25 protein-coding genes are annotated in these 25,905 nt (G+C 64.6%); 11 read left to right on the top strand and 14 right to left on the bottom strand.

Annotation, left to right across the window (positions count from 1 at the left end; all coding sequences use genetic code 11):
- Positions 1-7: 7 nt before the first annotated feature.
- Positions 8-667: a TetR family transcriptional regulator gene (locus PMN64_RS17330; RefSeq protein WP_411781478.1), complete on the bottom strand. Its 660-nt coding sequence runs from the start codon at positions 665-667 to the stop codon at positions 8-10.
- Positions 668-1,249: 582 nt separating this feature from the next.
- Here PMN64_RS17330 and PMN64_RS17335 point away from each other — a divergent pair.
- A complete protein-coding gene (locus PMN64_RS17335; RefSeq protein WP_411781479.1) occupies positions 1,250-2,653 on the top strand; it encodes an FAD/NAD(P)-binding protein in 1,404 nt (467 codons plus the stop codon).
- Positions 2,654-2,734: 81 nt separating this feature from the next.
- Here PMN64_RS17335 and PMN64_RS17340 read toward each other — a convergent pair whose 3' ends face one another.
- Together PMN64_RS17340 and PMN64_RS17345 are read right to left on the bottom strand one after the other, a co-directional pair.
- On the bottom strand, positions 2,735-3,532 hold the full coding sequence (locus PMN64_RS17340) for a MetQ/NlpA family ABC transporter substrate-binding protein (protein ID WP_304497029.1): 798 nt from the start codon (positions 3,530-3,532) through the stop codon (positions 2,735-2,737).
- A gap of 33 nt (positions 3,533-3,565) precedes the next feature.
- Positions 3,566-4,891, bottom strand: coding sequence for an O-acetylhomoserine aminocarboxypropyltransferase/cysteine synthase family protein (locus PMN64_RS17345; RefSeq protein WP_411781480.1), 1,326 nt, complete (start codon positions 4,889-4,891; stop codon positions 3,566-3,568).
- Positions 4,892-5,307: 416 nt separating this feature from the next.
- Between PMN64_RS17345 and PMN64_RS17350 the strand changes: the two genes are divergently transcribed.
- Complete coding sequence (locus tag PMN64_RS17350; protein ID WP_411781481.1) at positions 5,308-6,708, top strand: LLM class flavin-dependent oxidoreductase; 1,401 nt, start codon at positions 5,308-5,310, stop codon at positions 6,706-6,708.
- A 41-nt stretch (positions 6,709-6,749) separates the two neighbouring features.
- Here the strand turns inward: PMN64_RS17350 and PMN64_RS17355 are convergent, their stop codons facing one another.
- Both PMN64_RS17355 and PMN64_RS17360 read right to left on the bottom strand, forming a co-directional pair.
- Positions 6,750-7,526: a MetQ/NlpA family ABC transporter substrate-binding protein gene (locus PMN64_RS17355; RefSeq protein WP_411781497.1), complete on the bottom strand. Its 777-nt coding sequence runs from the start codon at positions 7,524-7,526 to the stop codon at positions 6,750-6,752.
- Between the two features lie 28 nt (positions 7,527-7,554).
- Positions 7,555-8,337: a MetQ/NlpA family ABC transporter substrate-binding protein gene (locus PMN64_RS17360; RefSeq protein ID WP_411781482.1), complete on the bottom strand. Its 783-nt coding sequence runs from the start codon at positions 8,335-8,337 to the stop codon at positions 7,555-7,557.
- Positions 8,338-8,721: 384 nt separating this feature from the next.
- On the opposite strand from PMN64_RS17360, the gene PMN64_RS17365 reads away from it, so the two are divergent.
- Positions 8,722-9,672: an aliphatic sulfonate ABC transporter substrate-binding protein gene (locus PMN64_RS17365; protein ID WP_411781498.1), complete on the top strand. Its 951-nt coding sequence runs from the start codon at positions 8,722-8,724 to the stop codon at positions 9,670-9,672.
- A gap of 13 nt (positions 9,673-9,685) precedes the next feature.
- On the opposite strand, the gene PMN64_RS17370 is transcribed toward PMN64_RS17365, so the two are convergent.
- Genes PMN64_RS17370 through PMN64_RS17385 form a run of 4 tightly spaced genes read right to left on the bottom strand, consistent with a single transcriptional unit; the run spans position 9,686 to position 13,460 of the window.
- Positions 9,686-10,351: a methionine ABC transporter permease gene (locus PMN64_RS17370; protein WP_038382360.1), complete on the bottom strand. Its 666-nt coding sequence runs from the start codon at positions 10,349-10,351 to the stop codon at positions 9,686-9,688.
- A complete protein-coding gene (locus PMN64_RS17375; RefSeq protein ID WP_411781483.1) occupies positions 10,341-11,465 on the bottom strand; it encodes a methionine ABC transporter ATP-binding protein in 1,125 nt (374 codons plus the stop codon). The genes PMN64_RS17370 and PMN64_RS17375 overlap by 11 nt, the downstream gene beginning before the upstream one ends.
- A 49-nt stretch (positions 11,466-11,514) precedes the next feature.
- Positions 11,515-11,835, bottom strand: a complete 321-nt coding sequence (locus tag PMN64_RS17380) for a ferredoxin family protein (protein WP_016840109.1) — start codon at positions 11,833-11,835, stop codon at positions 11,515-11,517.
- Complete coding sequence (locus PMN64_RS17385; protein ID WP_411781484.1) at positions 11,832-13,460, bottom strand: FAD-dependent oxidoreductase; 1,629 nt, start codon at positions 13,458-13,460, stop codon at positions 11,832-11,834. The genes PMN64_RS17380 and PMN64_RS17385 overlap by 4 nt, the downstream gene beginning before the upstream one ends.
- 313 nt (positions 13,461-13,773) lie before the next feature.
- Between PMN64_RS17385 and PMN64_RS17390 the strand changes: the two genes are divergently transcribed.
- Positions 13,774-15,114, top strand: a complete 1,341-nt coding sequence (locus PMN64_RS17390) for an LLM class flavin-dependent oxidoreductase (protein ID WP_411781485.1) — start codon at positions 13,774-13,776, stop codon at positions 15,112-15,114.
- Between the two features lie 5 nt (positions 15,115-15,119).
- Here PMN64_RS17390 and PMN64_RS17395 read toward each other — a convergent pair whose 3' ends face one another.
- Entirely contained in the window at positions 15,120-16,211 is a 1,092-nt protein-coding gene (locus PMN64_RS17395; protein WP_411781486.1) for an LLM class flavin-dependent oxidoreductase, read from the bottom strand.
- On the opposite strand from PMN64_RS17395, the gene PMN64_RS17400 reads away from it, so the two are divergent.
- The 7 genes from PMN64_RS17400 (at position 16,202) to epsC (ending at position 22,075) form a co-directional block, all read left to right on the top strand.
- The gene (locus PMN64_RS17400; RefSeq protein WP_155258325.1) at positions 16,202-16,483 is read left to right on the top strand and encodes a hypothetical protein; all 282 of its coding nucleotides are present in this window, start codon (positions 16,202-16,204) and stop codon (positions 16,481-16,483) included. The genes PMN64_RS17395 and PMN64_RS17400 overlap by 10 nt on opposite strands.
- Positions 16,484-16,630: 147 nt before the next feature.
- A complete protein-coding gene (locus tag PMN64_RS17405; protein WP_085970476.1) occupies positions 16,631-17,386 on the top strand; it encodes an ABC transporter permease subunit in 756 nt (251 codons plus the stop codon).
- A complete protein-coding gene (locus tag PMN64_RS17410) occupies positions 17,383-18,108 on the top strand; it encodes an ABC transporter ATP-binding protein (protein ID WP_028338450.1) in 726 nt (241 codons plus the stop codon). Before PMN64_RS17405 ends, PMN64_RS17410 begins: the two co-directional genes overlap by 4 nt.
- A 10-nt stretch (positions 18,109-18,118) precedes the next feature.
- A complete protein-coding gene (locus tag PMN64_RS17415) occupies positions 18,119-19,123 on the top strand; it encodes an NrtA/SsuA/CpmA family ABC transporter substrate-binding protein (protein ID WP_411781487.1) in 1,005 nt (334 codons plus the stop codon).
- 38 nt (positions 19,124-19,161) lie between these two features.
- Positions 19,162-20,391, top strand: coding sequence for an acyl-CoA dehydrogenase family protein (locus tag PMN64_RS17420; RefSeq protein ID WP_411781488.1), 1,230 nt, complete (start codon positions 19,162-19,164; stop codon positions 20,389-20,391).
- Between the two features lie 138 nt (positions 20,392-20,529).
- Complete coding sequence (locus PMN64_RS17425; RefSeq protein WP_411781489.1) at positions 20,530-21,102, top strand: flavin reductase family protein; 573 nt, start codon at positions 20,530-20,532, stop codon at positions 21,100-21,102.
- Between the two features lie 19 nt (positions 21,103-21,121).
- Positions 21,122-22,075 carry a serine O-acetyltransferase EpsC gene (epsC, locus tag PMN64_RS17430; RefSeq protein WP_411781490.1) on the top strand — a complete coding sequence of 318 codons (954 nt, stop codon included), beginning with the start codon at positions 21,122-21,124 and terminating at the stop codon, positions 22,073-22,075.
- A gap of 9 nt (positions 22,076-22,084) precedes the next feature.
- On the opposite strand, the gene PMN64_RS17435 is transcribed toward epsC, so the two are convergent.
- The 4 genes from PMN64_RS17435 to PMN64_RS17450 are packed head-to-tail and all read right to left on the bottom strand — an operon-like array spanning position 22,085 to position 25,820.
- Positions 22,085-22,954: an ABC transporter permease gene (locus tag PMN64_RS17435; RefSeq protein ID WP_411781491.1), complete on the bottom strand. Its 870-nt coding sequence runs from the start codon at positions 22,952-22,954 to the stop codon at positions 22,085-22,087.
- On the bottom strand, positions 22,947-23,813 hold the full coding sequence (locus PMN64_RS17440; protein ID WP_411781492.1) for an ABC transporter ATP-binding protein: 867 nt from the start codon (positions 23,811-23,813) through the stop codon (positions 22,947-22,949). The genes PMN64_RS17435 and PMN64_RS17440 overlap by 8 nt, the downstream gene beginning before the upstream one ends.
- Positions 23,810-24,865 (bottom strand): ABC transporter substrate-binding protein, encoded by a 1,056-nt coding sequence (locus tag PMN64_RS17445; protein WP_411781493.1) that lies wholly within the window; start codon positions 24,863-24,865, stop codon positions 23,810-23,812. Before PMN64_RS17445 ends, PMN64_RS17440 begins: the two co-directional genes overlap by 4 nt.
- Before the next feature lie 25 nt (positions 24,866-24,890).
- Entirely contained in the window at positions 24,891-25,820 is a 930-nt protein-coding gene (locus PMN64_RS17450; RefSeq protein ID WP_411781494.1) for a TauD/TfdA dioxygenase family protein, read from the bottom strand.
- Between the last annotated feature and the right edge of the window lie 85 nt (positions 25,821-25,905).

Here is a 25,905-nt window from a genome sequence, read left to right on the forward strand (position 1 = left end):
AGGCACGTCAGAGCAACTCGGCCTGCCGGCTGCGGCCGGCCGATTTCGCCTTGCCGCGCGGCCGGGTGGCAGCGGCCGCGGCATCGTCGGCGCCGGCCAGCACGAGCTGCGCAACGAAACCGGCATATTCGGCGCGGGTCATCGGCCCGCCCTCGCGAAACCACATGTAATGCCAGTTCAGCATGCCGAAGACGCTCATCGTCAGCGGCTTGAGCAGGCGCTTCTGCTTCGCTGCCGGCACTGCGGCGGCGAGTGCATCCGACATGATCCCGACCAGGATCCGCTCGCTGGCGAGCAGCGGCTGCTGCTTTTCCTTCGGCAACAGCTTGAGGCTTGAGATCTGGACCTGATGCTCGGCGTCGGCATGCCGGTAGAGCTCGAGCAGGGTCGCAACGATCGTCCTGAAGCGTGCGACCGGATCGCCGGCCTGTGCGCTCGCCTTGCGGAGTGCCGCCACCAGCTTCGCGAGATGCGACGACAGGATATCGAACAGGATCGCTTCCTTGTCGGGATAATAGTGATAGAGCAGCGCCTTCGAGACACCGCAGGCGTCGGCGATGGTGTTCATCGACGTGCCGACATATCCCGATGCGGCAAACAGCTCGGCCGAGCGATGCAGCATCGAGAGGCGCTTGTCGTCATAGTCCTTGGCGCGCGATCGGGCCATGTCTTGTCCGTTCCACCAGGCGGCCGTTCGGCCATCGTCCAGGGATGTCAGCCAATAGTCGCAAGGTTCCGGGACCGCAGCCCCGCGTCCGAACCGCCATTTATTGACCATCCGGTCGGACAATTCCATAAGCCCGGCGATCGGGCAACATTGCCCGGAATGAATTTTCCTGGCGCCGCGTCGCGAGAGAATCTCTCTGCTGCAAAACGCCTCGCCATGCGCGTCTGATTGCAAACTTCGTGGCGCCACCCAGTTTCGCGCGCGCACCGGACAGGCGCGTGTTATCGTTCGTCGAACGGCTCGGAATGCGAAGGAGACTCTGGGTGCGGACATCTTCTTGGCTCCACGTCCTTCGTCGCGCAGCCCGCCGGCTGAAGAGATGGCAGCGGCGGTTGGCGCGCGCCGCCAATCCCGACGGCAAAGACATGCACGAACTCTTTCTGTTTGGTCCTCACGGCTGATTGCCGGTTCCCTCGACGCATGCCCAATCGAGACCGCGGCAGATGTGATCCATCGCCACGCTGACGTCAGTCTGCCCACGCCGCGCATGTCGTGCGGCCGGATCACGCACAGAGCGATAACATGACAGCTCCTCGAGCGCGTCACGTCATCATCGTCGGCGGGGGCGCGAGCGGCGTCCTGCTGGCGCACCAGCTACTGCGTCAACCGACGGACGATGTCCGCGTCAGCCTGATCGAGCAGCGTCCCGACATCGGGCGCGGCATCGCCTATCATACCGGCAATCCGGATCATCTGCTCAATGTACGGGTCGCGAATATGAGCGCGCTGCCCGACCAGCCGGATCATTTCTGGCACTGGCTGATCTCGCGCGGGGCGGACGCACCGCTCTGCCCTGATCCCTATTGCTTCGTGCCGCGGCGCATCTTTGGCGACTACATTGCCAGTCTGCTCGAGCAACAGGCGTCCGATCAGGCCGACATCCAACGCCTGTCGATCGTGCACGGCAGGTGCATCGCCATCCGCGAACGGCGAGGCGACGTCACCGCCAGCCTCGACGACGGCCGGCAGCTGATCGGCGACACCGTCGTTCTCGCAACCGGGCACGATCCACGCGCGAACAGTCCGGGTCATGCCGATCCCTGGGCAGCACCGTCTGCCGCTGCGATCGCCGACGACGCGACCGTCCTGATCCTCGGCACGGGCTTGACGATGGTCGATTACGTGCTGTCGTTGCTGCGCGACGGACATCGCGGGCCGATCGTTGCGATGTCGCGCCGGGGCCTTCTCGCCAAACCGCACCGCCGGGTCGACGCCATGCGCATCGAAGAGGCGGAGGTCCCCTTCGGCTCCGGAATCGGCAGCCTGCTTCGCTGGCTTCGCGGTCGCATCGACCGGCACACCGCAGCGGGCGGCGACTGGCGCAGCGTCATCGACGGGCTTCGTCCCCACACCCAGCGGCTGTGGCGTGAACTCCCGCTTTCGTCCAAGCGCCGGTTCCTCGAACACGCACGCGCCTGGTGGGACGTGCATCGGCATCGGATGCCGCCGGAAGTGGAGGTCCGGATCACCGAAGCGATCTATGGAGGCCGGCTCACCCCGATGGCCGCGAAGCTGATCTCGGCCGAGCCCGACCGGACAGGTGCGACCGTGAGTTACCGGCGACGCGGCGAGACCAGGCTCCATCGCATGCATGTCGGCGCCATCGTCGACTGCACCGGCATCGTCCAGGATCCGCGCGCAACCGCCAACCCCGCGGTGCGCAGTCTGCTCGAGCTTGGCCTGGCGCGCGTCGATCCGCTCCGCATCGGCATAGAAACCGATCGCAATTGCGCAATCATCGGTCACGACGGCGTCCCGTCACGCCGTCTGTATGCCGTCGGCCCGCTCACGCGCGCCGCGTTCTGGGAAATCAGCGCAATTCCCGACATCCGCAACCAATGCGCCGAGCTTGCCGCTCTGCTGGTTCGCGCCGACGAGGAGCGGCGACTCGCATCCCCCCGCGCACGTCTAGGCCTTCGGCTCTGATTGAATCAAAACCGAAACTCCAGCCTTTTGTTCTGACGCGCCTCTTCACGCGAACCGGTGTCCACTTCGCTCGACAACGCTCTAGCTGCCGAAGCCGGCCGGAATGAACGCCGGCAGCTTCTCCTCGATGAAGTGCTTGACCTCCGGCGAGTTGAAGACCTGGATGAAGGCCTTCAGGCGCGGATCGTCCTTCTTGTCCGGCCGCGCGGTAAAGCGCAGCACGAGACCATCATCGACCGTGCGGTCGATCACCAGCGCCGATTTCGGATCACCGCCGGCCGGTATCAGATAGGTGATATTGACGAGCGCAAGCGTGACGTCGTCGAGCGACCGGTAGGTCTGCGCCGGATCGAGCTCGACGATCTTCAGGTTCTTGGGATTTTCGATGATATCAAACCGGCTCACCGAAAAACCCTTGCCCGGCGCCAGCTTGATCAGTCCGGCGCGTTCGAGCAGGATCAAGCCACGCGCGCCGTTGAGCGGCTCGTTCGGGATCGCAACGCTGTCGCCGGACTTGATCTCGTCGAGCGACTTGATCTTCTTCGAGAACAGCCCGACGGGCGCGATCACGCCGACCTTGTCGACCTGGATCAGGTTGAAACCGCGCTGCTTGTTCTGGATCGCGAGATAGGTGGCGTGCTGGAACAGATTGGCGTCGACGTCGCCGCTGTTCACCACCTCGTTCAACGCGACCCAGTCCGACAGCTCGACGATCTTGACGTCCTGCCCCTTGTCCTTGGCGAGCTTGGCGGCAAAGGCAGCCAGCTGACCGACCGGGCCGGCGCTGGTCGCAATCTTGAGAGGTTCGTCCGCAACGGCGGCCGCAGTCATGGCAAGCAGCACGCCAGCTGCCTGCGCCAGGCGCAACAATGTCTTCATGGTCTCGGTTTCAACTCCGTCTTCAGGGATCGATCAGGCCGCCTTGCGGCCGCTGCTTCCCGCCTCGGCCTCGGCCAATGCCTGGGTGAGGTCGGCGAGGATATCGTCGGGATGCTCGATGCCGACCGAAAGCCTGATGTATCCGGGCGTCACGCCTGCCGCGAGCTGCTCCGCGGCGCTCAGCTGCTGATGGGTGGTCGACGCCGGGTGGATCGCCAGCGAGCGCGCATCGCCGATATTGGCCACGTGATAGAACAGTTTCAGCGCATCGATGAAACGACGGCCGGCCTCGACGCCCCCTTTCAGCTCGAAGCCGACCAGCCCGCCATAGCCGCCCTTCAGATAGAGATCGGCGCGGCGCCGGTCCTCGCCGCTCTGCAGTCCGGGAAAGATCACATGCGAAACGGCGGGATGCCGTGCCAGGAAGTTCGCGACCTTGATCGCGTTCTCGTTGTGCTGACGCAACCGCAGCGGCAAGGTCTCCAGTCCCTGGATGAACTGAAATGCGTTCTGGGGAGCGACCGCGGCGCCGAGATCGCGCAGCAGCTTCACGCGTGCGCGCAGGATGTAGGCGATCGGACCGAGCGGCTTGGCTGCCTCGGTCCAGATCGCGCCGTGATAGGCATCGTCCGGCTGCGTCAGCAGCGGGAACCGCTCGGCGTGCGCCGCCCAGTCGAAATTGCCGCCATCGATGATCGCTCCGCCAATCGACGTGCCGTGGCCGCCGATATACTTTGTCGCGGAATGGACGACAATCGCCGCGCCGTGCTCGAACGGGCGCGCAATGAGCGGGACGGCGGTGTTGTCGAGAATCAGCGGCACGCCGAGCGAACGGCCGATATCCGCGACTTCCCTGATCGGTAAGACGTTGAGCTTCGGGTTCGGTAGCGTCTCGGCGAAGTAGGCCCGGGTCTTCGCATCGGTCGCCCGACGGAAGTTTTCCGGATCGGCCGGATCGACGAAGCGAACTTCGATGCCGAACTGCTTCAGCGTCTGCGAAAGCAGCGTCCAGGTGCCGCCGTACAGATCGGTCGATGAGACGATATTGTCGCCGGCTTGCGCGATGTTGAAGATCGCGTAGGCTGTCGCGGACTGGCCCGACGCCACGGCCAGTGCGCCAACGCCGCCTTCCAGCGCGGCCAAGCGCTCCTCGAACGCGTCAGCCGTCGGGTTCTTGATCCTGGTGTAGATCTGTCCGATCGCCTCCAAGGCGAACAGCCGCGATGCGTGATCGGTATTCTCGAATTGAAAGGACGTCGTTTGGTAGATCGGAACGGCGACGGCGCCGGTCGCCGGGTCGGACCGGTACGATCCGCCATGCAAGGCGAGCGTCTCGACATTCTTGGTTTCGATCGGCATCTCGAAAATCTCCTGAAATCCGTGGACCCAGCGTCAAAAGGCAAAGAATGATGCGCAGCAGCGTCCGCGACTGTCGAGACATCGGAGAAAATAGCGATGAGCGTGCTGGCGGCGCGTCTGATGGCGTCGCTAATTTTTCAGCCGCCGCGCCCATCGCATAACATTTGTTTCACTGCGCCGCCGCGTTGAACGGATCAGCGGAGCTGATGAGCCATCTGCTGATCGCGCCTGAAAATCGGTACGCATGCCGCGCATACCGTGATTTCAAACAGCACGACGAAGTCGAACAAACAAATCTCTGCTGCGCCGGATCGGCGACGGAGCACGATTTTGATCCTGTCTCTCCGAATAGAAAATAAAGCCGCGCAGCTGACGTGATAAATCACCTCTCAGTCCTCAATTGGCGGAATCGCGCGATGACCAGACCAAAGGAACTTCGCTTCAACGCGTTCAACATGATGGCGCCGAGCCACAACTGGGCCGGCCTCTGGTCGCATCCGCGCGACACCTCACTCAACTACAACTCGCTCGACTATTGGGTGGATTACGCCAGAACGGCCGAACGCGGCCTTCTCGACGGCATCTTCCTGGCCGACGTCTTTGGCATCTATGACGTCTACAACGGCAGTCCTGAGACCGCGCTGCGTCACGCCGTTCAGTTGCCGAACGCCGAGCCGACCCTGCTCGTCTCCGCCATGGCTTACGCAACGAAGCATCTCGGCTTCGGCATCACGTCCAACCTCACCTACGAACATCCCTACCAGTTCGCCCGCCGCTTCTCGACGCTCGATCATCTCACTCGCGGACGGATTGGCTGGAACATCGTCACCGGCTATCTCGATAGCGGCGCCCGCGGAATGGGTCTTGAGGCCAACCGCGCGCATGATGAACGCTACGAGGCGGCCGAAGAATTCCTCACGGCGGCCTACAAGCTGTGGGAAGGCAGCTGGGAGGACGGCGCGGTCCGCCGTGACCGGACAGCGCGCGTGTTCACTGATCCGGCAAGGATCCACAATGTGCAGCACCAGGGACTTCATTACCGGGTCGACGGCATCCACCTCGCCGAACCCTCGCCACAGCGCACACCGTTGCTGTACCAGGCGGGAATCTCGAAGCGCGGCCGCGCCTTCGCGGCGAGGCACGCGGAAGCGATCTTCCTCAACGGCCAGACCAAGCCCATTCTGGCCCGCGCCGTACGCGAAATCAGGGAGGCGGCCAAGGCGTTCGGACGCGATCCCTATGATATCCGCCTGTTCGCCGGCGCAACCGTGATCGTTGCCCCGACGCGCGCGGAGGCCAACGATCTGCTCGAGGAGTACGCAGGGTATGTCGATCAAGCCGGCCAGCTGGCCCTGCTCTCGGGCTGGACCGGCATCGATTTCTCGAACTATCGTCCCGATCAAGCGGTAGAATATGTCGAGAGCAACGCGATCCAGTCGATGGTCGAGAATTTCACGTTGCGGAGCGACCGGCCGGTCAAGGTCGGTGATCTCGCGACGCTGAGCCGGGTCGGCGCACGCTCGCCATTCGTGGTCGGTTCACCCCAGGACGTGGCGGACGAGCTGATCGCCTGGGTCGACGAAACCGACGTCGACGGCTTCAACCTGTTCCGCCTCGTCGCGCCGGAATCGCTGACGTCATTCGTCGACCTCGTCGTGCCGGAATTGCAGTCACGCGGAGTCTACAAGACAGCCTATCGCGAAGGCACGCTCCGCGAGAAGCTGTTCTCCGGACGTGGTCCCTATCTTGACGCTACGCATCCCGGCGCCGGCTTCCGCCGCGCCTCGATGGCAGCGCGCACCGAGGCCGCTGAATAGATCAGCCTGGAAACCTCCTGGAGATGGGCGATCAACGCCCCTCACCAGGTTGCGATGTAGGTGCCCTTGAAGCGCTTCTCGAGGAATGCCTTGACCTCCTCGGAATGGTAGGCATCGATCAGCTGCTTGACCCAGGGCTTGTCCTTGTCCGCCTCGCGCACGGCAACGATGTTGACCCATGGGCCATCGGCCGCCTCGCGGGCAATTGCATCGGTGGCGGGATTGAGCCCGGCCTGAACCGCATAATTGTTGTTGATCGAGACCAGATCGACATCTTGCAGGGAACGCGGCAGCTGCGCGGCATCAAGCTCGACGAAGCGCAGATGCTTCGGATTGTCAGTGATGTCGGCAATGGTCGACGCGACGTTGTTGGGATCCTTGAGCTTGATCACGCCGTGCAGCGCGAGGATCATCAGGCCGCGCGCGCCGTTGGAAGGATCGTTAGCGATCGCCACCCGCCCGCCATCCGGAAGATCGGCCAGCTTCTTGTATTTCAACGAGTAGACACCTTGCGGCGACGCAATCGTGTTGGCGACCTTGACGATCTTCCAGCCGGTCTTCGATATCTGGTTCTTCAAATAAGGCTCGTGCTGGAACGAATTGGCCTCGAGATCCCCGAGCGCGAGCGCCTGGTTCGGGATCACGTAGTCGGTGAATTCGACCACCTTGATGTCGAACCCATGGCCCGCGGCCACCTTCTTGACGACTTCGAGAATCTCGGCATGTGGTCCGGCCGTGACGCCGACCCGGACCGTCTCGGCCCTCGCGGTGCCGACCAGGAGCGTTACCGCGGCAACCGCCGTCATCAGAATACGCATCATCATCCCTCAGCAATTGGAGCGGCAACTACCAGCCGGGCAGCACCGCGCCCTTGAACTTGGTCTGGACGAATTCCTTGATCTCCGGCGTGTGGTAGCTATCGACCAGGATCTTGACCCACGGCTTGTCCTTGTCGGCGGAGCGAACCGCGATCAGATTGACGTATGGCCCTTTCGGATCCTCGCGCAGGATCGGATCCTTGACCGGATCGAGACCGGCCTGCGTCGCATAGTTGGTGTTGATGACCGCCGCATCGACATCGTCGAGCGCCCGGGGCGCCTGGGCTGCGTCGACTTCGACGAATTTCAGCTTCCTGGGATTGTCGGTGATGTCGATAACAGTCGGCTTGAAGCCGACATCGCTCTTCAGCTTGATCGCGCCCTTGTCGCGTAGCAGGAGCAGCGCCCGGCCGCCATTGGTCGGATCATTGGGAATTGAGACCTTGGCTCCGTCAGGAACGTCGGCCCAGCTCTTGTGCTTGCGCGAATAGACACCGATCGGAAAATTGACCGTCAATCCCACCTGCTCGATCTTGTAGCCGCGATCGGCTTTCTGGTTGTCCAGGTAGGGCTGGTTCTGAAACGAGTTGGCCTGGATGTCGCCGGCATCGAGCGCGGCGTTCGGAACGACATAGTCGGAGAACTCGATGAGCTGAAGCTCGAGCCCGCTCTTCGCCGCGATCGGTTTCACGGCCTCGAGGATTTGTGCATGCGGACCGGGCGTCACGCCGATCTTGATCGTTTCTGCCGCGGCGGCGGTCCACCAGATCGCAACAACGCCTGCAAGTGCGAAAATGGATCGAAGCAACATCCTGGTCTCCTTGGAACTGAAATCGCTATCAAGCTCATCGCCCGCTCCGGGGACGAAATCAATGAAATGAGAATCCAAATTTTTCCGCGTGACGAGTCGCCGCTGCTGTGGCCGCGATGAAAAGAGAATGGAGCCGGCCGGGCATTTTGGCGCAGCGAGCGGCTTACCTGCCGATCCCGGCCGCAACGCGCGCGCCAAAAATACTTTTCTCGCTGACTTCGCTTGCATAGAAAATTGCACTCGTTCGGACGATTTCTCCGCGATTGCCTCCAGCGCTCCGATTGCACACAAATAACAACAGATCGAACCGGCTCAGGACGTCTCGCCATGCCCATCTTTGCCCGCCCCATCCCGCCAGCGCAGGCCGCATCATCTGCGGCTGCGATGTCGCGCCTTCTTGCTGTCGCCGCCATCGGGCTGCTCGCGATGACCTCGCTGGTTCGGCCTGCGGCCGCCGAGGAAATCCGGATCGGCTACCAGAAATCGTCGACGCTAACCGCGATCCTGAAGACCAACGGCGCGTTGGAGAAGGCGTTGGCGCCGCTCGGCATCACCGTGTCTTGGCACGAGTTCACCAGCGGCCTACCGCTGCTCGAAGCCATCAATGTCGGCAGCATCGATTTCGGAGCCGACGTCGCCGACACCGTGCCGATCTTCGCCCAGGCCGCCGGCGCCAAGCTCGCTTACGTCGCCGAGGAAGCCGCTTCTCCATCGGCGCAGGCGATCCTGGTGTCGAAGGAATCCGCGATCAAGTCGCCGGCCGATCTCAAGGGCAAGAAGGTCGCGGTCACCAAGGGCGCGGGCAGCCACTTCCTGCTGCTTGCGGTACTTGCCAAGGCCGGGCTGACCTTCAAGGACATCACGCCGGCCTATCTGACGCCGGCCGATGGCCGCGCGGCGTTCGTCAGCGGCAATGTCGATGCCTGGGTCGCCTGGGATCCGTTCCTCAGCAGCGCGCAACGCCAGTCCGGCGCGCGCATCCTGACCGACGGCAGCGGCGGGCTCGCAAGCTACAAGCGCTACTATCTCGCGTCGGCCGCGTTCGCCGAAAAGCGGGCCGATGCACTGAATGTCATCTTTGCCAGGCTGGTCGAAACCGGCACCTGGGTCAAAGCCAGTCCGAACGAGGCCGCGGCGCTGCTCGCCGGCCTGTGGGGCATCGACGCCGCCACGGTGGAGGAGGCCAACAGCCATCGCTCCTACAAGGTCGGCGTGGTCACCGCGGCCGGCCTTTCCGAGCAGCAGCGGATCGCCGATACCTTCACGGCCGAAGGTCTGCTGCCACGCAAGGTCGATACCGGCGACGTCAAGATCTGGGCGCCGAAGGGATCGTGACGCCGCCGCACCTTTAGCGGTGGCGCAGGCGGCGATTGACGCGGCGCGCCAGATAATCGCCGGCGGTCTGTACGGTCTGAACCAGTGCGATCAAAACGACGACGACCGCAAGCATCATTTCGGGCATGAAGCGCTGATAGCCGTAGCGAATGCCGAGGTCGCCGAGGCCGCCGCCGCCGACGGCCCCCACCATTGCGGAGTAGCCGAGCAGGCTGACCACCGCGAGCGTCAGGGCCAGCACCAGGCCCGGCAAGGCCTCCGGGATCAGGACCTTGAATACGATCTGCAACGGGCTTGCACCGAACGAGGACGCCGTCTCGATCAGACCGGCATCGACCTCGCGGATCGCCGCCTCGACCAGACGGGCGATGAACGGCGTTGCCGCGATGGTGAGCGGCACAATTGCCGCGCCCGATCCGATCGAGGTGCCGGCAATCAGCCGCGTGAAAGGAATGATCGCAACCACCAGGATGATGAACGGCGTCGAGCGGGCCGCATTGACGATGACGCCGAGCACGCCATTGGCTGACGGCGCGGCGAACAGCTCCCCTTTCCGGCTGGTCGCCAGGAAGACGCCAAGCGGAAGGCCCAGTGCGGTCGCAACCAGCGCGGCCACCGAGACCATGAAAAGGCTCTCGCCCGTGGCCTGAACGATCAGGTTGATGAGTTCACGCGACATAGCCGAGACGCTCCACCAGAATGTCATGCTGAGAAAGATAGGCCAGGGCCTGCCTGGCCGCGGCTTCACTGCCGGGAATGCCGAGGATCAGCGAACCCACGTGCTGGCCGCCGATCTCGTCGATGCGGGCCGATAGCAGCGCCACGTCATGGGACAGTTCGCGCGAAAGCCGCGCCACCACGGTGTCGCCGGCTTTGGTGCCGCGCACCTGCACGCGAAGGACCGCCTGCCCGCCTGCAACCGGTTGCGGCGAAAGGCGGCTCGCCAGCGAGACCGGAACACTGTCCCCGATCACCTCGGAAAGGAACGCCTGCGTGACCGGATGCCGGGGATGCGTGAAGATTTCCGCGACATGACCGCGCTCGACGACATGGCCGCCGTCGATCACCGCAACCTCCTTGGCGAGCTGGCGGACAACCGACATCTCGTGGGTGATCAGCACGATCGTGACCCCGAGCTCGCGATTGATGTTGGCCAGCAGGTCCAGAATCGCACGCGTGGTCTGCGGATCGAGCGCCGACGTTGCCTCGTCGGACAGCAGCACATTCGGCCGTGTCGCCAGCGCGCGGGCGATGCCGATGCGCTGCTTCTGGCCGCCGGACAATTCGGAGGGATAGCGATCGTACTTGTCGGCAATGCCGACGAGCTCGAGCAGCTCGGCCACACGGACGGCGATGTCAGCCCTAGACCAGCCGGCGATCTCGAGCGGCAAGGCAATGTTGTCGGCCGCCGTCCGCGACGACAACAGGTTGAAGTGCTGGAAGATCATGCCGATCGAGCGCTGCGCCAGGCGCAGTTCGCGGCCGGCAAGCGCCGAAATCTCGCTGTTATCGACGACGACGCGGCCGCTCGACGGCTTCTCAAGCCCGTTGATGAGGCGGACGAGGCTCGATTTGCCGGCGCCGGAGCGGCCGATCACGCCGGTGATCGAGCCGCGCGGAATCGCGAAGTCGATCGCCTGCAAGGCGTGCACGCTCGGCTTGTCGCGATAGGCCGGATAGACCTTCGAGACCGCTTCGAAGCGGATCATGGCTTCGCTCGCGTTCGGAGCGAGCGGAATGGGCGGCAGCGGCGCAACAGGCTGCGCCGTCGTCAGGGATTGATGTACATTCATTCGGTCGGTCCAATTGGGAAATGGCTTCGGTCGCCGGGCGCAGCCCGGCTCAATGACCAAAGAGCAGATAGCTGCGGTCGATGCCGCGGAGATCGCGCGTCTCGTCGGTCCAGCCGACCGCGCGGCGGTAACTGCCCAACGCAGCAGTCTGCCGCAGCGCGACCACGTCGGTTGGGCGAGGCTCCTCCGCATAAGGCGACACGTAAAGCGCGTCCTCGGGACAATACAGTTCGCAGAGGAAACACGTCTGGCAATCGCCCTGACGGGCGATCACCGGAATCCCCTCCGTCTTGTCGAAGACATTGGTGGGGCAGACATTCACGCAGATGTCGCAGGACGTGCAGCGCTCGGCGTCGATCACCTCGATCATTCCGCGGCCTCTGCATAGCTGGCCTCGGCATGCGGCCGCACCGTGGTCCAGACCTCGTCGAGGCCGCCGCTCGTCACGTAATGGCGTTGGCGGTCGTCCTGATCGGGATAGTCGTCGCGGCGATGCATGCCGCGGCTTTCGTGACGCGCCAGCGCGCTGCGGTACATCCAGCGCGACGTCGCCAGCATGGCCGTGCTCTCGCGGGCACGCAGCAGATCGTCCTTGCTCGCCGCATCGGCCGCCGAGGCGTCAGACCATTCCGCATCGAGCCGCGCCAGCGCGCCTTCGAGACGCGAGGCGTGCCGGAAATAGTTCAGCTCATACGGATAGACCTCGTCCTGGACCGCCTTTGCCAGCGCGGCCGGCTCAAACGCGCGACCCGCTCTGCTTCGAAACGCAACGGTTCCGGCGGACGCCAGCCGTCGCTGACGTGCCGGGCCCAGCTGCCTTGCATAGCCGGCAGCGCCCCATCCGGCCCAGGTCCCCGATGACATCGCCCAGGCGGCGTTGTGGCTGCCGCCGCCGGTGAAGCCGCCGCAGATCAACTCGCGCGTCGCTGCATCACCGGCCGCATAGAGTCCTGGCACGCTGGTGGCGCAGCTGTCGTCGACAATGCGAAGGCCGCCGGTGCCGCGCACGGTGCCTTCGAGCCGCAAAGTGACGGGGAAACGCTCCCTGAAGGGATCGATGCCGGTGCGATCGAACGGCAGGAAGAAATTCGGCTGCGACGCGCGCATGTGCCGCTGCACGTCGTCGTCGGCCTTGTCGAGGCGGGCATAGACCGGTCCCTGAAGCAGCGCGCGCGCAATCGCCGATCGCCCGCCCTTGGATGCCGCACCGGGAACGACGCTGCCGTCCTCATAGCTGAAGGTCGCCCAGCCGTAGAACAGCGTCTTGGTCACGGAGCCGAACGCCGGCGAGATCGCATAAGGGTTGGAGAATTCCATGCTGCTGAACTCGGCTCCGACCTCCGCGGCCATCAGATAACCGTCCCCGGTCAGCACATTCGATCCCAGCGTCTTGCTCAGGAACGCGCAGCCGCCGGTCGCCATGACGACAGCCTTGGCGCGCACGATCCAGCGATCGTGCTTCTGGCGGCGCACGCCGCTGGCTCCCGCAACCGAGCCGTCGTCATCCACCAGCAGCTCAAGCGCCGGGCTGTGATCGAGAATGGTGACACCGGCCTGCTTGGTGCGCTTGCGCATCAGGCGCATGTATTCCGGCCCTTGCAGCGAGTTGCGCTGTGACTTGCCACCGTCGTCGACCGGGTAAGGGTAACCCCAGGCAGCCAGACGATCGCTGTCCTCGTAGGTCTGGTCGAGCACGCGCGCCATCCAGCGGCGATCCTGCAAGTACCCGCCCATCTTTTCGCGATTGGCCATCGCGGCCTCACGCAGCGCCGGATTGGGATCGACATACCAGACGCCGGTGCCGGCAGCCGCGGTGGCACCCGACGTGCCGCAAAATCCCTTGTCGGCGAGCACGACGCGCGCGCCGCGCTCGGCTGCGCTCACCGCAGCCCACGTCCCCGCCGGCCCGCCGCCGATCACCAGCACGTCAGCGTCGAATTCGACCGAGCCGCCTGGCGCGGTTCGCTGTTCGGCACGTCGCTCGTGGATTGTCATCGTTCAATTCTCCGGCCGGCACCGATTGCTTGCAATACGCCGCAACAGCATCGTTACGCGCGGAGGCTGCTCTGGCAATTTCAGATATTTGCACAGACTTGGACGAAGCTTCCCCTGCCGCTGCGCGCCAAAGAATATTCATGCGGCGACGGGCGGGACGTTCCGTTCATCGCAGAAGATCGACACCGGATTTGTCCGCAGATCGCGCAGCGGGGACGGATATTTCTTTTTGCATGGACACGCCGGCCGTTCGTTTTCATGCGGCCAGACAGGCGATACTTCGTGAATCGTCTCACCCCATTGCGTGGCAGCCATGTCCGATCGTCAGCTTCACCTCAATGTCAACCTGCTGCACTCCGGCGTATACGCGTCGGCGTGGCGGATGCCCGAAAGCGATCCTCGCGCCTGCTTCGACGTCGGCCATTATGTGCGCGTGGCTGAGATCGCCGAGCGCGGCAAGCTCGATGCGATCTTCCTTGCCGACACGCCGGCCATCACCGACCGCATCGACTACCGCTCCTTCATGTCGATGGAACCGACGATCGTGCTGGCGTCGGTGGCCGCGGCGACCAGCCATATCGGGCTGATCGCGACCGCCTCGACCACCTACAACGAGCCCTACAACATCGCACGCCGCTTCGCGACCCTGGACCTGGCGAGCGGCGGCCGCGCCGGCTGGAATGCGGTAACCACGGCCGACGCGTCGGCCAGCCGAAATTTCGGCCTCAGCAACGTGCTGGAGCACAAGGCCCGCTACGAGCGCGCCAAGGAGTTCGCCGAGGTCGTCCATGCACTGTGGGACAGTTGGGAGGACGACGCCTTCGTCGGCGACAAGTCCTCGGCGCGATTTGTCGATACGTCGAAGGTTCATCCGATCGCGCATCGCGGCGCCCATTACTCCGTGGCCGGTCCGCTCAACGTGCCGCGTTCGCCGCAGGGCCGCCCGGTGACCGTGCAGGCCGGCGGCTCGAGCGACGGCCGTGATCTCGCTGCCGCGCAGGCCGAAGCCGTGTTCACGCTGGCCCAGACGATCGAGGAAGGCGTCGCCTATGCGCGCGACCTGCGCGCCCGCGCCGCGGCCTACGGTCGCGCCGGTGACTCCATCGTCATCCTGCCGGGCCTTGCCACCGTGATCGGCAGCACCGAGGCCGAGGCGAAACGGCGGCAGGATGAGCTGTGGGAGCTGGTTCCGATCGAGTACAGCCTCGCGCGTCTCGCCGGCACGTTGCAGGTCGATTCTGCGATCCTAGAGCTCGACAAGCCGCTACCCGATCCACTCCCACTGCCGGCCAACGCCAACCACACCATGTTCCAGGGCACGGTGAACCTTGCGCGCCGCGGCAACCTCACCGTCCGGCAATTGTTGCGGGCACTCGGCGGTGGGGTCGGACACCGGATCATCGTCGGCACGCCCGAGCAGATCGCCAACGACATCGAGGCCTGGTTCAGGGCTGGCGCGGCCGACGGATTCAATCTGATGCCCGACGTGTTGCCGACGGGGCTCGAAATCTTCGTCGACAGCGTGGTGCCGATCCTGCAGCGCCGCGGTCTGTTCCGAACCAATTACGCCGGCACCACCTTGCGTGAGCATTTTGGCTTGCCTCGGCCGATCAGCCGCTTTGCGCGTCAGACGGAAGCCGCCGCAACCGCGTGACGCAGCTACCGCGAACCCGCCAGCAGTGCTCGCGTATCATTTGCAACAGATGACGCTGCGCGGACGCGCGGGATGATCTCCTTCGCAAAGCGCTCCATCTCGGCCTCGAAAGGCTGGAACTGCAGCATGAACAACTCGATGCCCGCGGCATGGAACGCCCCGATCCGGGCGGCCACGTCATCATAGCTCCCAACCAGCCCGGCAGCGGTGCCGCCGTTGCTGCCGACCCGCTCCGACTTCTGCATGGTCTGCATCATCACGACCTTCGGATCGGTGTTCTGCCGCTGGATCGCCTTAATCGAGGCGTCCTGCCGCGACAGCTCCAGCAGCCGCTCATAGGCGGCCTGGGCCTCGGCCTGCGTCTGGCGCGCGATGACGAAGGCGGACAGCCCGAAGCGAAGCGGCGCCGAGGTCCGTGGCCGCGCCGCCACGTCGGCAATGAGGCCCGCGACATCCTCGAGCGGCTGACCGTTGATGAACCAGACGTCGCCGTGGTCGGCGACCAAAGCGCGCGCCGGCTCGGACTCGCCGCCGACATAGATCAATGGTCGCGGTCGGTAGAGGCTCGTCGGCCGCAACAGATAATCGCGGACGTCGAAATGTTCGCCCTTGTAGGTCAACCGCTCGCCCTGCATCAGGCGCGAGACGATCGTGACCCACTCGCGGCCATAGGCGTAACGGGCATCGTGCTCGGCAAAGCCGATGCCGGCCTTGTCGAGCTCGGGCCGGTTCCAGGCATTGACCAGGTTGATCGCGAAGCGTCCGCGGCTGATGTTCTCGATCCCGAGCGCAAGCTTGGCCAGAACCACCGGGTGGTAGAGATAGGGTTTGATGGCCGCGATGATCTCGATCCGGCTGGTCAATGCCGCAACGGCCGCCGCCGCGCTCCAGGCCTCGAGCTGATCGAAATCCTCCTGATGCGGATTGATGGTGTGCTGCGCGATCAGCGTGGAATCGTAGCCCAGCGCTTCGGCGGCAAGCACGAGGTCGCGATTGCGCTCCCACGATGCGTCATACGGCTCCTCCGGATCCTGATAGGCCGCGCGCGAACCATGGACCAGCGCCCAGATGCCAAAGCGAAGCGGTCGTGTCGACATTCCGTCTCTCCGATTTCCCTGACGTTGCGTCGGCGTGTTTTCAAAGAAGCACGGCGGCAGATCAAGCAGCGGCGCATCAAAAGATTATCCTTGCCGCGCGGCGCGCGCCGATGAACCAGAAAACTCCGGACGCAGCGACAATTGGAATACGGCTCTATTTCTGTTCGAGAAAATTCGTGGGACAGTTTGCGTCGCATGAGCCGCGCGCCCTTTCGAACGACGACGAACCGTCAATCGAGAGAACGGCAGACCATGCCGCGCGCGATCAATGACGTCCGCGCGCCGTGTTGGATGAGGACCGAACAGACTTGAGCAACCTCGAACAGGCTGCGCCATCAACCGCGTTTGATTCAACGCCGCGCAGCGATCAAACCGCATCGCCGTCCCGGAAGCCACGAGTAGAGATCGGCCGGCGCGGCATGCTGCTGCTGTCGTGGCTCGCCCCGGTCGTGCTTCTGATCGTCTGGGAATTGCTGGCGCAGGCCGGCTGGCTCTCGCCGCAGGTGCTGCCGGCACCGAGCAAGGTCGTCCGGACGGCATTCAAGCTGGCGACGTCCGGAAGCCTGCTGAACGATCTCGGCGTCAGCCTGCTGCGCGCAACGGCCGGTTTTGCGATCGGCGGCAGCGTCGGATTCGCGCTCGGCATCCTCGTGGGCTTCTCGCGGATCGCGGAGGCCGCGATCGACCGCAGCATCCAGATGATCCGCGCGATCCCGTTTCTCGCCGCGCTGCCGCTGGTGATCGTCTGGCTCGGCGTCGGCGAAGCCCAGAAGGTCTTCCTGGTCGCGCTCGGCGTCGCCTTCCCGATCTACATCAACACCACGCTGGGTATCCGGCAGGTCGACCCGAAGCTGCTCGAGCTCGGCCGCGTCCAGGGCCTCGGAACGCTCGAGCTGATCCGGCGCGTCATCCTGCCCGGCGCCCTGCCCTCGATCCTGACCGGTGTGCGCTATGCGCTGGCGACCGCGTGGCTGGCACTGGTGGTCGCAGAGACCATCGGCGCCCAGTCCGGCATCGGCTTTCTCGCCATGGATGCACGCGAGTTCCTGCGCACCGACGTGATCGTGCTGACGATCGTGATCTATGCGCTGATCGGTGTCGCCGCCGACGGCATCGCGCGCGCCCTGGAGCGACGGCTATTGGCCTGGCATCCGAACTATGGAGGCGCACGATGACGTTGCACGCCGTGCCCTCACCGGCCGCGATTGCGCCGGCCGTCGTGGTGACGGGACTGCATCGCGCCTATGGCAGCCGCGTGGTGATCGAGAACCTCAACCTGCGCATCGAGCGCGGCGAGTTCGTCGTCCTGCTCGGCGAAAGCGGGTGCGGCAAGACCACGCTGCTGCGGGCGCTGGCCGGCCTCGATGCGATCGACGGCGGGCGCATCATCGCACCACGGCGGCCGGCCGTCGTTTTCCAGGAGCATCGGCTGCTGCCGTGGGACAGTCTGTGGCGCAACGTCTCGCTCGGCCTCAATGCGAGCGACGCCCGTCAGCGCGCCGCCACCGCGCTCACCGAGGTCGGACTCGGCGGCCGTCTCGATGACTGGCCGCGCAACCTCTCGGGCGGACAGGCGCAGCGCGTGGCGCTGGCGCGCGCGCTGGTGCAGGAGCCCGAGCTGCTCTTGCTCGATGAGCCCTTTGCCGCGCTCGACGCGCTGACCCGCATTCGCATGCACGATCTGGTGCGCGAGCTGGTCGCCGTCCATCGGCCCGGCGTTCTCCTGGTCACCCACGACGTCGACGAGGCGATCGCGCTCGCCGACCGCATCCTGGTGATGCGCGAGGGCCGGATCGCGTTCGAGCATCGCATGAAACGTAACGGCGCAGCGCCGATCGCCCGCACCGACCTGCTGGCGGAGCTCGGCGTCGGCGCCTCTCACCCCATTCCTGCCTGAGGACCACTCGATGTCTATCCTACGGTTCACCAACCCCACCCGTCGCAGCTTCCTTGGCGGCGCCGCCTTCGGCATCGGCGCGCTTGCCGGTTTTGACCTGTCCGAGCCGGCGCATGCGGCGACCCGCCGCGTCACCGACACTGTACGTCTGACCTGGGGTTTGAGCGGCCTCAATCTGATCGCCAAGGAGCGCGGCGAGTTCGAGAAGCTGCTGGCCAGGGACGGCATCAAGGTCGAGTGGCTCGGGCCGTTCCCCAATCATGCACCGACGCTGCAGGCTGTGACCGGCGGCAGCGCCGATTTCAGCTTCGGCGGCAGCACGACGCCGGCACTCGCCGCGATCATCGCCGGCTCGCCGCTGGTGTTCACGCAATTCGTGGTCTACGAGCCGCGCACCACTGCGATCATCGCGCGGGATGACTCCGGCATAAACAAGGTCGAGGATCTCGTCGGCAAGTCGGTGGCGGTGAACCGTTCGGGTCTCGGCGAATTCCTGCTGGTTGCGGCGCTCGAGAAGCACAAGGTCGACCGCTCCAAGGTGACGTTCGTCTATCTCAACCCGCCGGACGCTGCGCCGGCGCTGGCCTCCGGGAAGGTCGACGCCTGGTCGATGTGGAGCCCGGGCGTCGACATCGCGCGGCTCGAATACAAGGCGCACGACATCTTCCTGGAAGGTCGCGATCTCGAGTTCCAGATCGACTACACGTCCTACCTGACCACCCGAAAATTCGCGACCGACAATCCTGCGCTGGTCCGGGCCGTCAACGATGCCTTCCGCGCCGAGGGCAAGTGGATCTCCGCGAACAGCAAGGATGCCGAATACATCGCGCAGAAGGCCGGCAAATACAGCGACCAGGTCCGCGACCAGTTCATCGCGTTGAACCGGCAGTATCGCTACTTCGCCGCCAACGACGAAAACTTCCTCGCCGAGCTGCAACGGGCCGCCGACTGGCTGGTCGCGCGCAAGGTGCTTCCGGAGCCGATCAAGGTCACCGACCATTTGGCCCAGGTCTGATCAACAACCGTCCGACTAACGCGCTTCGAGTGACACCAATGAACAAGCCTTTATCCGCTACCTCGCTGGAGCCTTCCGACCGCCTCCGCAGCCACGCGCCCGATATCGACGCGCTGCTTGGCCGCATCGCGGAAGGCGCCGCCGACCGCGAACGCGAGCGCGTCCTGCCATTCGCGCAAGTCGATCTCATTCGCAAGGCCCGCCTCGGCGCGTTGCGGCTTCCGACCGAATCCGGCGGCGCCGGTCTGTCGATTCGCGCATTGTTCGAGATCGTCATCGGTCTCGGCGAGGCCGACGCGAATGTCGCGCATATCCTGCGCAACCATTTCAGCGTCGTCGAACGCCTGGTGCGCCGGCCGAAGGACGATCAGCACAGGCAGTGGCAGAAGGCAGTCGCCGACGGCGCGATCATCGGGCTTGCGGCGACCGAGCTCGACACGCCGAAGGTCGGCAACATCACGCCGAACACGACACTCACTGCCGACGGCGACGACTATTTGCTCAACGGCACGAAGTACTACAGCACCGGCACGCTGTATTCGGACTACGTCCTCGTTCGCACCGCCGACGCATCCGCCACCAATGCCGCCGTGCTGATTCCGGTCATCCGCGACGGCATTGAGCTCATCGACGACTGGGACGGCCTCGGGCAGCGGCTGACGGCGACCGGCACCACTCACTTCCGCAACGTGCGCGTCAAACGCCAGGAGGTCGTGTTCGATGCACCGGACACCGGCTATGGCATTCCCTACTCCAACACATTTGCCCAGCTGTTCCTGACCGCGATCAATGCCGGCATCGCGCGCGCCGTGCTGCGCGACGCCAGCGCCCTGGTGCGGACCCGCAAGCGGACATTCTATTACGCGCCGAGCGAAGTTCCGGCGGATGACCCGCTGCTGCAACAGACCGTCGGCCAGATCGCCAGCGGCGCATTCGCCGCCGAGACCGTGGTGCTTGCCGCCGCGGAGGCGCTCGATGCCGCCACCGACGCTTTCGATGCAGGCGACGAAAACGCCGTCGATGCCGCGCACAAGGCCGCGCTGCTGTCGGCCAAGGCCAAGATCGTTGCGGACGAATTCGCGATCCGGAGCGGCAGCCTGCTGTTCGACGTCGGCGGCGCATCGGCCACCAAGAAGGCCGCCAATTTCGACCGCCACTGGCGCAACGCGCGCACGCTCGCGTCGCACAATCCAAACACCTTCAAGGCGCGCTCGATCGGACAATACGAGATCAGCGGCACGCCGCTACCCGCCAAAGGCTTCTTCTAGAGCCCCGTTTCCGATCGAAGCGGAACGGAGCTCTGGCTTGTTGTTTTGATGCGTTTTCTTCACGCGAACCGGTATCACTTCGCTCGAAAACGCTCTGGCGAGGTCCAATCCGGCGAGGCAATGCAAGGGAGAATCCCGATGAGCAGGCCGGATATTCATCTTGTCGACGCCGACCACGAGGTCGAGCGTCAATTTCGCCTTGTCAAGCGCCGCCTCCCGGGCGGCGTTTGCATCATCACCGCAGGACAGGGTGAGGACATCACCGGCATGACGGTGACCTCGCTGACGTCGCTCAGCGCCAGCCCACCCCGGTTGCTGGTCAGCATCAACCGGCAGGCATCGTCCTTCGTACCGATCGCCCACCATCGGCTGTTCGGTGTCAACATCCTCGGCTCCGACCAGCAGGCCCTGGCCGAGCGCTTCAGCAATGGCCGGCTGAAAGGCAGGGAACGCTTCGAGGGGACCGACTGGACCCATGGAGCCTCGGGCGTGCCGTTGCTGCAGCGGTCGCTTGCGATGATCGAATGCCAGGTCGAGGAGATCATCGAGCGGCATTCCCATGGCATCATCGTGGGCCGCCTCGCCAGCATGGAATTGTCGCATCGGCTGTCCGGCCTCACTTACTGGAATGGACAGTATGTCCAGATCGATCACGAAGCCGATCTCGACCTATTGGCCGAAGTCAGCATTCCTCTGGCGCATGTCCGTTAGAACAGAGAAAGGGTGCAGCATGAAACGCGAATTGCCGCCAGCATCGCCTCCGTCAACGGCCGGTGCGGTCAGCAGACCACCAGGCCGCTGGCAGCTCGACCGGATCGTCGCCGAGTTGCGCACGTCGCGGGAGGAGACCCACAGCATCCGACAAGACGGCGAGGCTCGCCGTGCCCCCTCGCGCGACGCGCTGGAGGCGATCCTGGATGGCCTCACCGAGGCGCTGTTTCCGCGCCACTACGGCCAATCGGACCTCGACGGCGAGAACATCGACTATTTCGTCGGCAATACGCTGAGCACAGCATTGGATTCGCTCGGCGCGCAGATCCATCGCGGCGCGCTGTTCGTTGGTGACGAGCTGGAGCCGGGCTTTGCGCACGAAGAGGCGATCGAGCTGACACGCGCATTCGCCACCCAACTGCCGTCGGTCTGCGGACTGCTGATCAACGATCTGCGCGCTGCATTCGTTGGAGACCCGGCGGCGCGGAATTTTCCCGAGATCCTGATCGGCTATCCCGGGATGACCGCGATCATCCACCATCGCCTTGCCCATCTGCTTTACCAGATCGGCGCGCGGCTGGTGGCGCGCCTGATGTCGGAGATCGCCCACACAAGGACCGGCATCGATATCCATCCCGGCGCCCGGATCGGCTCCGGATTCTTCATCGATCACGGAACCGGCGTCGTGATCGGCGAAACTGCCATCATCGGCAACAATGTCCGGGTCTATCAGGCCGTCACGCTCGGCGCGCGGCATTTCCCGACCGACGACGAGGGCCATGTGATCAAGGGCGACGCCCGCCATCCGATCGTCGAGGATGACGTCGTGATCTACGCCGGCGCAACCATACTCGGCCGGATCACGATCGGCCGCGGGTCGACCATCGGCGGCAACGTCTGGCTGACCAAGGACGTGCCGCCGAACAGCATTGTGACGCAGGCCACCGCACGAAACAGTTCGAGTGGCGCCTGAACCACGGCCTCACGCCGCGACCTGTGCCTTCCACCGCATCAAGCGCCGTTCCAACGCCTCCAGGACGGCATTGAATGCCAGCCCGATCACGGTGATCCCGATTATGCCGAAATACATCTGCGGGATCAGGAAGCTGTACTGGCTGTTGATGATGAGATAGCCGAGGCCGGCCTTGGCGCCGACCATCTCGGATGCGACCAGCACCAGCATGGCTGACGCACTGGCGAGGCGAATGCCGACAAAGATCGTCGGCAGCGCCGCCGGAAGGATCACCTTGCGGAACAGCTGCTGCGGGGTCGCGCCCATGGTCCGCGCCGACTTGATCAAGAGCGGATCGACCTGCTTCACCGCGGCAATGGTGTTGAGCAGGAGCGGCCAGGCACAGCTATAGACCACCATCGTGACTTTCGAGAGCTCGCCGATGCCGAGCAGCAGGATGAATACCGGCAACAGCGCGAGCGGCGCGGTATTGCGGCAAATCTCGATGAACTGGTTCAGGAGATCGCCGAGCCTTGTGTACCAGCCGACGGCCAGCCCGAGCGGGACGAACAGCACGACCGACACCAGAAACCCGCTCAGGGCGCGGAGCAGGCTCGCGGAGGCGTCGTCATAGAGCTCACCGGTTTGTGCGAGCTGCCAGCCTGCGGCGATGACATCAGAGAATGGCGGCAGGAACACCGCGTCGATCAAGCCGAGCCTGGGCGTGGCCTCCCAGATCGCCAGAAGGGCGATCAGCAGCAGGGAGCGGCGCCCGAAAGCTGCCAGACCGCGTGTCGCGGCGCGGACCGCGCTCACCAGCGGTGACCGCGCCGCCGGCGTGTGCTCGTCTCGCCGCCCATGCGCGAGCTCCAGCAATGTCAGCATCTCCAGGCTAGACATGAGCGACTTCCTTTACTTCATGCTCGACACGGCCTGCGCTGACCCTGCCCGCCGATTGCCCCTGCTGCGCCTTCTGCACTTCCTCGCGGAGCAGGCTCCAGATCTCATGGCGCACGCGACCGAATTCCGACAACGAGCGCACATCCTCGGCTTCGCTGCGCAAGGCCGCGGGGGTGTCGACAATCTGTTTGATCCGGCCCGGACGCGACGTCATGACCGCCACGCGCTGACCGAGCACAACGGCCTCGTCGATGCCATGAGTGATGAAGATGATGGTCTTGCCGGTGGCACGCCAGATCCGCAGCAGCTCGCCTTGCAGCGTTTCGCGCGTCTGGGCATCGAGCGCGGCGAACGGCTCGTCCATCAGCAGCACTTCCGGATCGTAGGCAAGGCTGCGCGCGATCGCGACGCGCTGCTTCATGCCGCCGGAGAGCTCGTGCGGGTAACGGTCGGCAAAACCGGACAGCCCGACCAAGTCGAGAAAGTGCCGCGCGATCTCACCGCGTTGTTTCGGCTTGAGGCCGGCGATATCGAGCCCGAACTCCACATTCTGCGCGGCAGTGCGCCATGGAAACAGCGCATACTGCTGGAAGACGACGCCGCGGTCGCGTCCAGGCCCGACGATCGGCCGACCATCGAGCAGGATGCGGCCGCTGGTCGGCGTTGCGAGCCCGCCGAGCAGATTGAGCAATGTCGACTTGCCGCAACCGCTTGGACCGACCAGGGCCAGGAATTCGCCGGTGCGGACGTCGAACGTGATGTCCTCGAGCGCGGTGAAATGGCCCGCCGGCCGGCTCCCCTCGCCTCGGGTGACGAACTCCTTGCGGACATTCTCAAAGCTGATCTTGACCGACGTCATCGCGCCTCCGCCGTCTTTCCGGGACGGAAATAGTTGAACTCGTTGGTGTAGGTGTCCGAGGCCTTGATCTGGCCCGGCTTGAGCAGGCCGTCCTTGACCAGCCAGTCAATCCAGACCTGCAGCTCGTCATCCGAGATCACGCCGCCCTTGGACGCGACGCCGGTGCTCTTCCAGTACTTGATCGACGAGGCATCCTCATTGCGCTTGCGCTCCGCGATGATCCGGTCGAAGCGTGCCCGCACCTCATCGGGCGGCGTCGTCTGCGCCCACTGGATCGCGCGTGAGATCCCCTCAACCAGCTTGCGGGCGGTGTTCGGATTGTCCTTGATGAACTTCTCCCGCAGCACATAGGCACCGCCGGTGAATCGTCCGAACAGATCGGTATCGTTGAAGAGCGAACGGATTCCGCCACGCTCCAGCGCCTTGTCGCGCAACACGCCGCTGAGCGCGCTCACCTCGACCTGCCCTTGCCGGAGCGCCTGCTCGCCGGTGACGGGTGGAACCGCCACCAATGTCACCTGCTTGGCCTCACCGGCACTAAGGCCGTTCCGCGCCAGATACTCACGCAGCACGAACTCCAGATGGGCGCCAAGCGTATTGACCGCGACCTTCTTGCCGATCAGGTCGCGGGCCGTCTTGATCGGACTGTCGTCTTTCACATAGTAGCCGTAATAGGTGTTCGCGTCGGAACCGTAGTAGCCGACCACCACCTTGATCGGCGCCTTGGCCGCGATCAGCTTGATAATCGCGCCATAGAAAGCGCCGCCGACGTCGATGTCGCCGGTGACGACGGTCTGGATGTCCTGCGGTCCGCTGATGGTGTTGCCGACCCACTTGAGCTTGAGGGGCGCGAGGTAGCCGAGGTCCTCGGCGAGCTCGGTGAACGTCACCTGCCCGGCCCAGCCCTGATAGCGGATCTCGGTCTTCTCGAGCGGTGGCTCGGCGAAGGCCGGAGCGATCAGGCCCGCCGCAAGGGCGCCGGCGAGCAGCAATCGCGCCGCCCGGCGCGCGGCGGCCCGCCGCGCGCGCAGAATTCGAATGATGGCATTCATCGTGTTGCTCCAATAGGCGACATGCTCAGGCTGCCTTCGCCGCCTGCGGCTTCGGCGATTTGATCCGCGTCACGCTGTGGCGGCCGTCGACGCTGACCGGAACCTCGCCATCGATGGTGGCGCGGCGCACCACGCGATGCTGCTCGCCGTAGTCATTGACTGCGTAATGCTGGGTCGCGCGATTGTCCCAGATCGCGACGTCTCCGGCCCGCCAGCTCCAGCGCACGGTGTTCTCGGGAGCCGTGATGTGAGACTGGAACAGATCGAACAGCTTCTGGCCGTCATATTTCGACAGGCCGACAAAGCGCTGGACGAAATTGCCGAGCACCAGCGTGTGCTCGCCCGTTTCGGGATGGACGCGCACGACCGGATGCTCGGTCTCATAGATCGTCCCGGTGAATACCTCGTCGAAATGCCTTCTGTCGGCGTCGGTGGCGCGAGACTTCACCGCGTAATCATAGGCATTGCTGTGAACCGCCCAGAGTTCGTCGGCGAGCTTGCGCAGTGGTGCCGGCAGATCGAGATAGGCCGCCGCCGTGTTCGACCAGACGGTGTCACCGCCATAGGGCGGGATTACCACGCCGCGCAGCACCGAGATCTTCGGATAGGCATCGACGAAGGTGACGTCGGTATGCCATTGGTCCGCGCGGCCGCCACCACGTCCCGAATCCAGTTCGAGGATCGACGACGTGCCCTTGCTCGGGCCGATGGTCGGATGCGGCACCAGCTTGCCGAGCCTGACCGCGAAGCGCTCCTGCTCGGCGTCGTCGAGATGCCCCTGGTCGCGAAAGAAGATCACCTTGTGCTCGAGCAGCACCTGGTTGATAGCACGGATGACCGCGTCGGGAAGGTCACCCGACAGCTTCACATTCTTGATCTCGGCACCAAGCCGGGCAGCACGCCTGACGATGTCGGCGCGCGGAATGACGTTGTCGATGCTGGTCGTGTTGCTCATGATGCTGGTCTCGTCGCCGCGATCCCCTGGACAAGGCTCCGCCATGCGCCGGTCGCGGAGACGACGGCGGAGATGAATGATGTGG

Origin of the sequence: Bradyrhizobium sp. UFLA01-814 (assembly GCF_046718885.1) — a bacterium.
GTDB classification, from domain to species: domain Bacteria; phylum Pseudomonadota; class Alphaproteobacteria; order Rhizobiales; family Xanthobacteraceae; genus Bradyrhizobium; species Bradyrhizobium elkanii.

Bases quoted from the DNA above. Each gene is read 5' to 3' on its own strand.
- PMN64_RS17375 (WP_411781483.1), bottom strand. From the start codon at position 11,465: ATGAATGTACATCAATCCCTGACGACGGCGCAGCCTGTTGCGCCGCTG.
- PMN64_RS17355 (WP_411781497.1), bottom strand. From the start codon at position 7,526: ATGCGTATTCTGATGACGGCGGTTGCCGCGGTAACGCTCCTGGTCGGC.
- PMN64_RS17340 (WP_304497029.1), bottom strand. From the start codon at position 3,532: ATGAAGACATTGTTGCGCCTGGCGCAGGCAGCTGGCGTGCTGCTTGCC.
- PMN64_RS17380 (WP_016840109.1), bottom strand. From the start codon at position 11,835: ATGATCGAGGTGATCGACGCCGAGCGCTGCACGTCCTGCGACATCTGC.
- PMN64_RS17370 (WP_038382360.1), bottom strand. From the start codon at position 10,351: ATGTCGCGTGAACTCATCAACCTGATCGTTCAGGCCACGGGCGAGAGC.
- PMN64_RS17435 (WP_411781491.1), bottom strand. From the start codon at position 22,954: ATGTCTAGCCTGGAGATGCTGACATTGCTGGAGCTCGCGCATGGGCGG.
- PMN64_RS17410 (WP_028338450.1), top strand. From the start codon at position 17,383: ATGACGTTGCACGCCGTGCCCTCACCGGCCGCGATTGCGCCGGCCGTC.
- PMN64_RS17350 (WP_411781481.1), top strand. From the start codon at position 5,308: ATGACCAGACCAAAGGAACTTCGCTTCAACGCGTTCAACATGATGGCG.
- PMN64_RS17385 (WP_411781484.1), bottom strand. From the start codon at position 13,460: ATGACAATCCACGAGCGACGTGCCGAACAGCGAACCGCGCCAGGCGGC.
- epsC (WP_411781490.1), top strand. From the start codon at position 21,122: ATGAAACGCGAATTGCCGCCAGCATCGCCTCCGTCAACGGCCGGTGCG.
- PMN64_RS17450 (WP_411781494.1), bottom strand. From the start codon at position 25,820: ATGAGCAACACGACCAGCATCGACAACGTCATTCCGCGCGCCGACATC.
- PMN64_RS17425 (WP_411781489.1), top strand. From the start codon at position 20,530: ATGAGCAGGCCGGATATTCATCTTGTCGACGCCGACCACGAGGTCGAG.
- PMN64_RS17445 (WP_411781493.1), bottom strand. From the start codon at position 24,865: ATGAATGCCATCATTCGAATTCTGCGCGCGCGGCGGGCCGCCGCGCGC.
- PMN64_RS17365 (WP_411781498.1), top strand. From the start codon at position 8,722: ATGTCGCGCCTTCTTGCTGTCGCCGCCATCGGGCTGCTCGCGATGACC.
- PMN64_RS17390 (WP_411781485.1), top strand. From the start codon at position 13,774: ATGTCCGATCGTCAGCTTCACCTCAATGTCAACCTGCTGCACTCCGGC.
- PMN64_RS17440 (WP_411781492.1), bottom strand. From the start codon at position 23,813: ATGACGTCGGTCAAGATCAGCTTTGAGAATGTCCGCAAGGAGTTCGTC.
- PMN64_RS17335 (WP_411781479.1), top strand. From the start codon at position 1,250: ATGACAGCTCCTCGAGCGCGTCACGTCATCATCGTCGGCGGGGGCGCG.
- PMN64_RS17395 (WP_411781486.1), bottom strand. From the start codon at position 16,211: ATGTCGACACGACCGCTTCGCTTTGGCATCTGGGCGCTGGTCCATGGT.
- PMN64_RS17405 (WP_085970476.1), top strand. From the start codon at position 16,631: ATGCTGCTGCTGTCGTGGCTCGCCCCGGTCGTGCTTCTGATCGTCTGG.
- PMN64_RS17345 (WP_411781480.1), bottom strand. From the start codon at position 4,891: ATGCCGATCGAAACCAAGAATGTCGAGACGCTCGCCTTGCATGGCGGA.
- PMN64_RS17420 (WP_411781488.1), top strand. From the start codon at position 19,162: ATGAACAAGCCTTTATCCGCTACCTCGCTGGAGCCTTCCGACCGCCTC.
- PMN64_RS17330 (WP_411781478.1), bottom strand. From the start codon at position 667: ATGGCCCGATCGCGCGCCAAGGACTATGACGACAAGCGCCTCTCGATG.
- PMN64_RS17360 (WP_411781482.1), bottom strand. From the start codon at position 8,337: ATGTTGCTTCGATCCATTTTCGCACTTGCAGGCGTTGTTGCGATCTGG.
- PMN64_RS17415 (WP_411781487.1), top strand. From the start codon at position 18,119: ATGTCTATCCTACGGTTCACCAACCCCACCCGTCGCAGCTTCCTTGGC.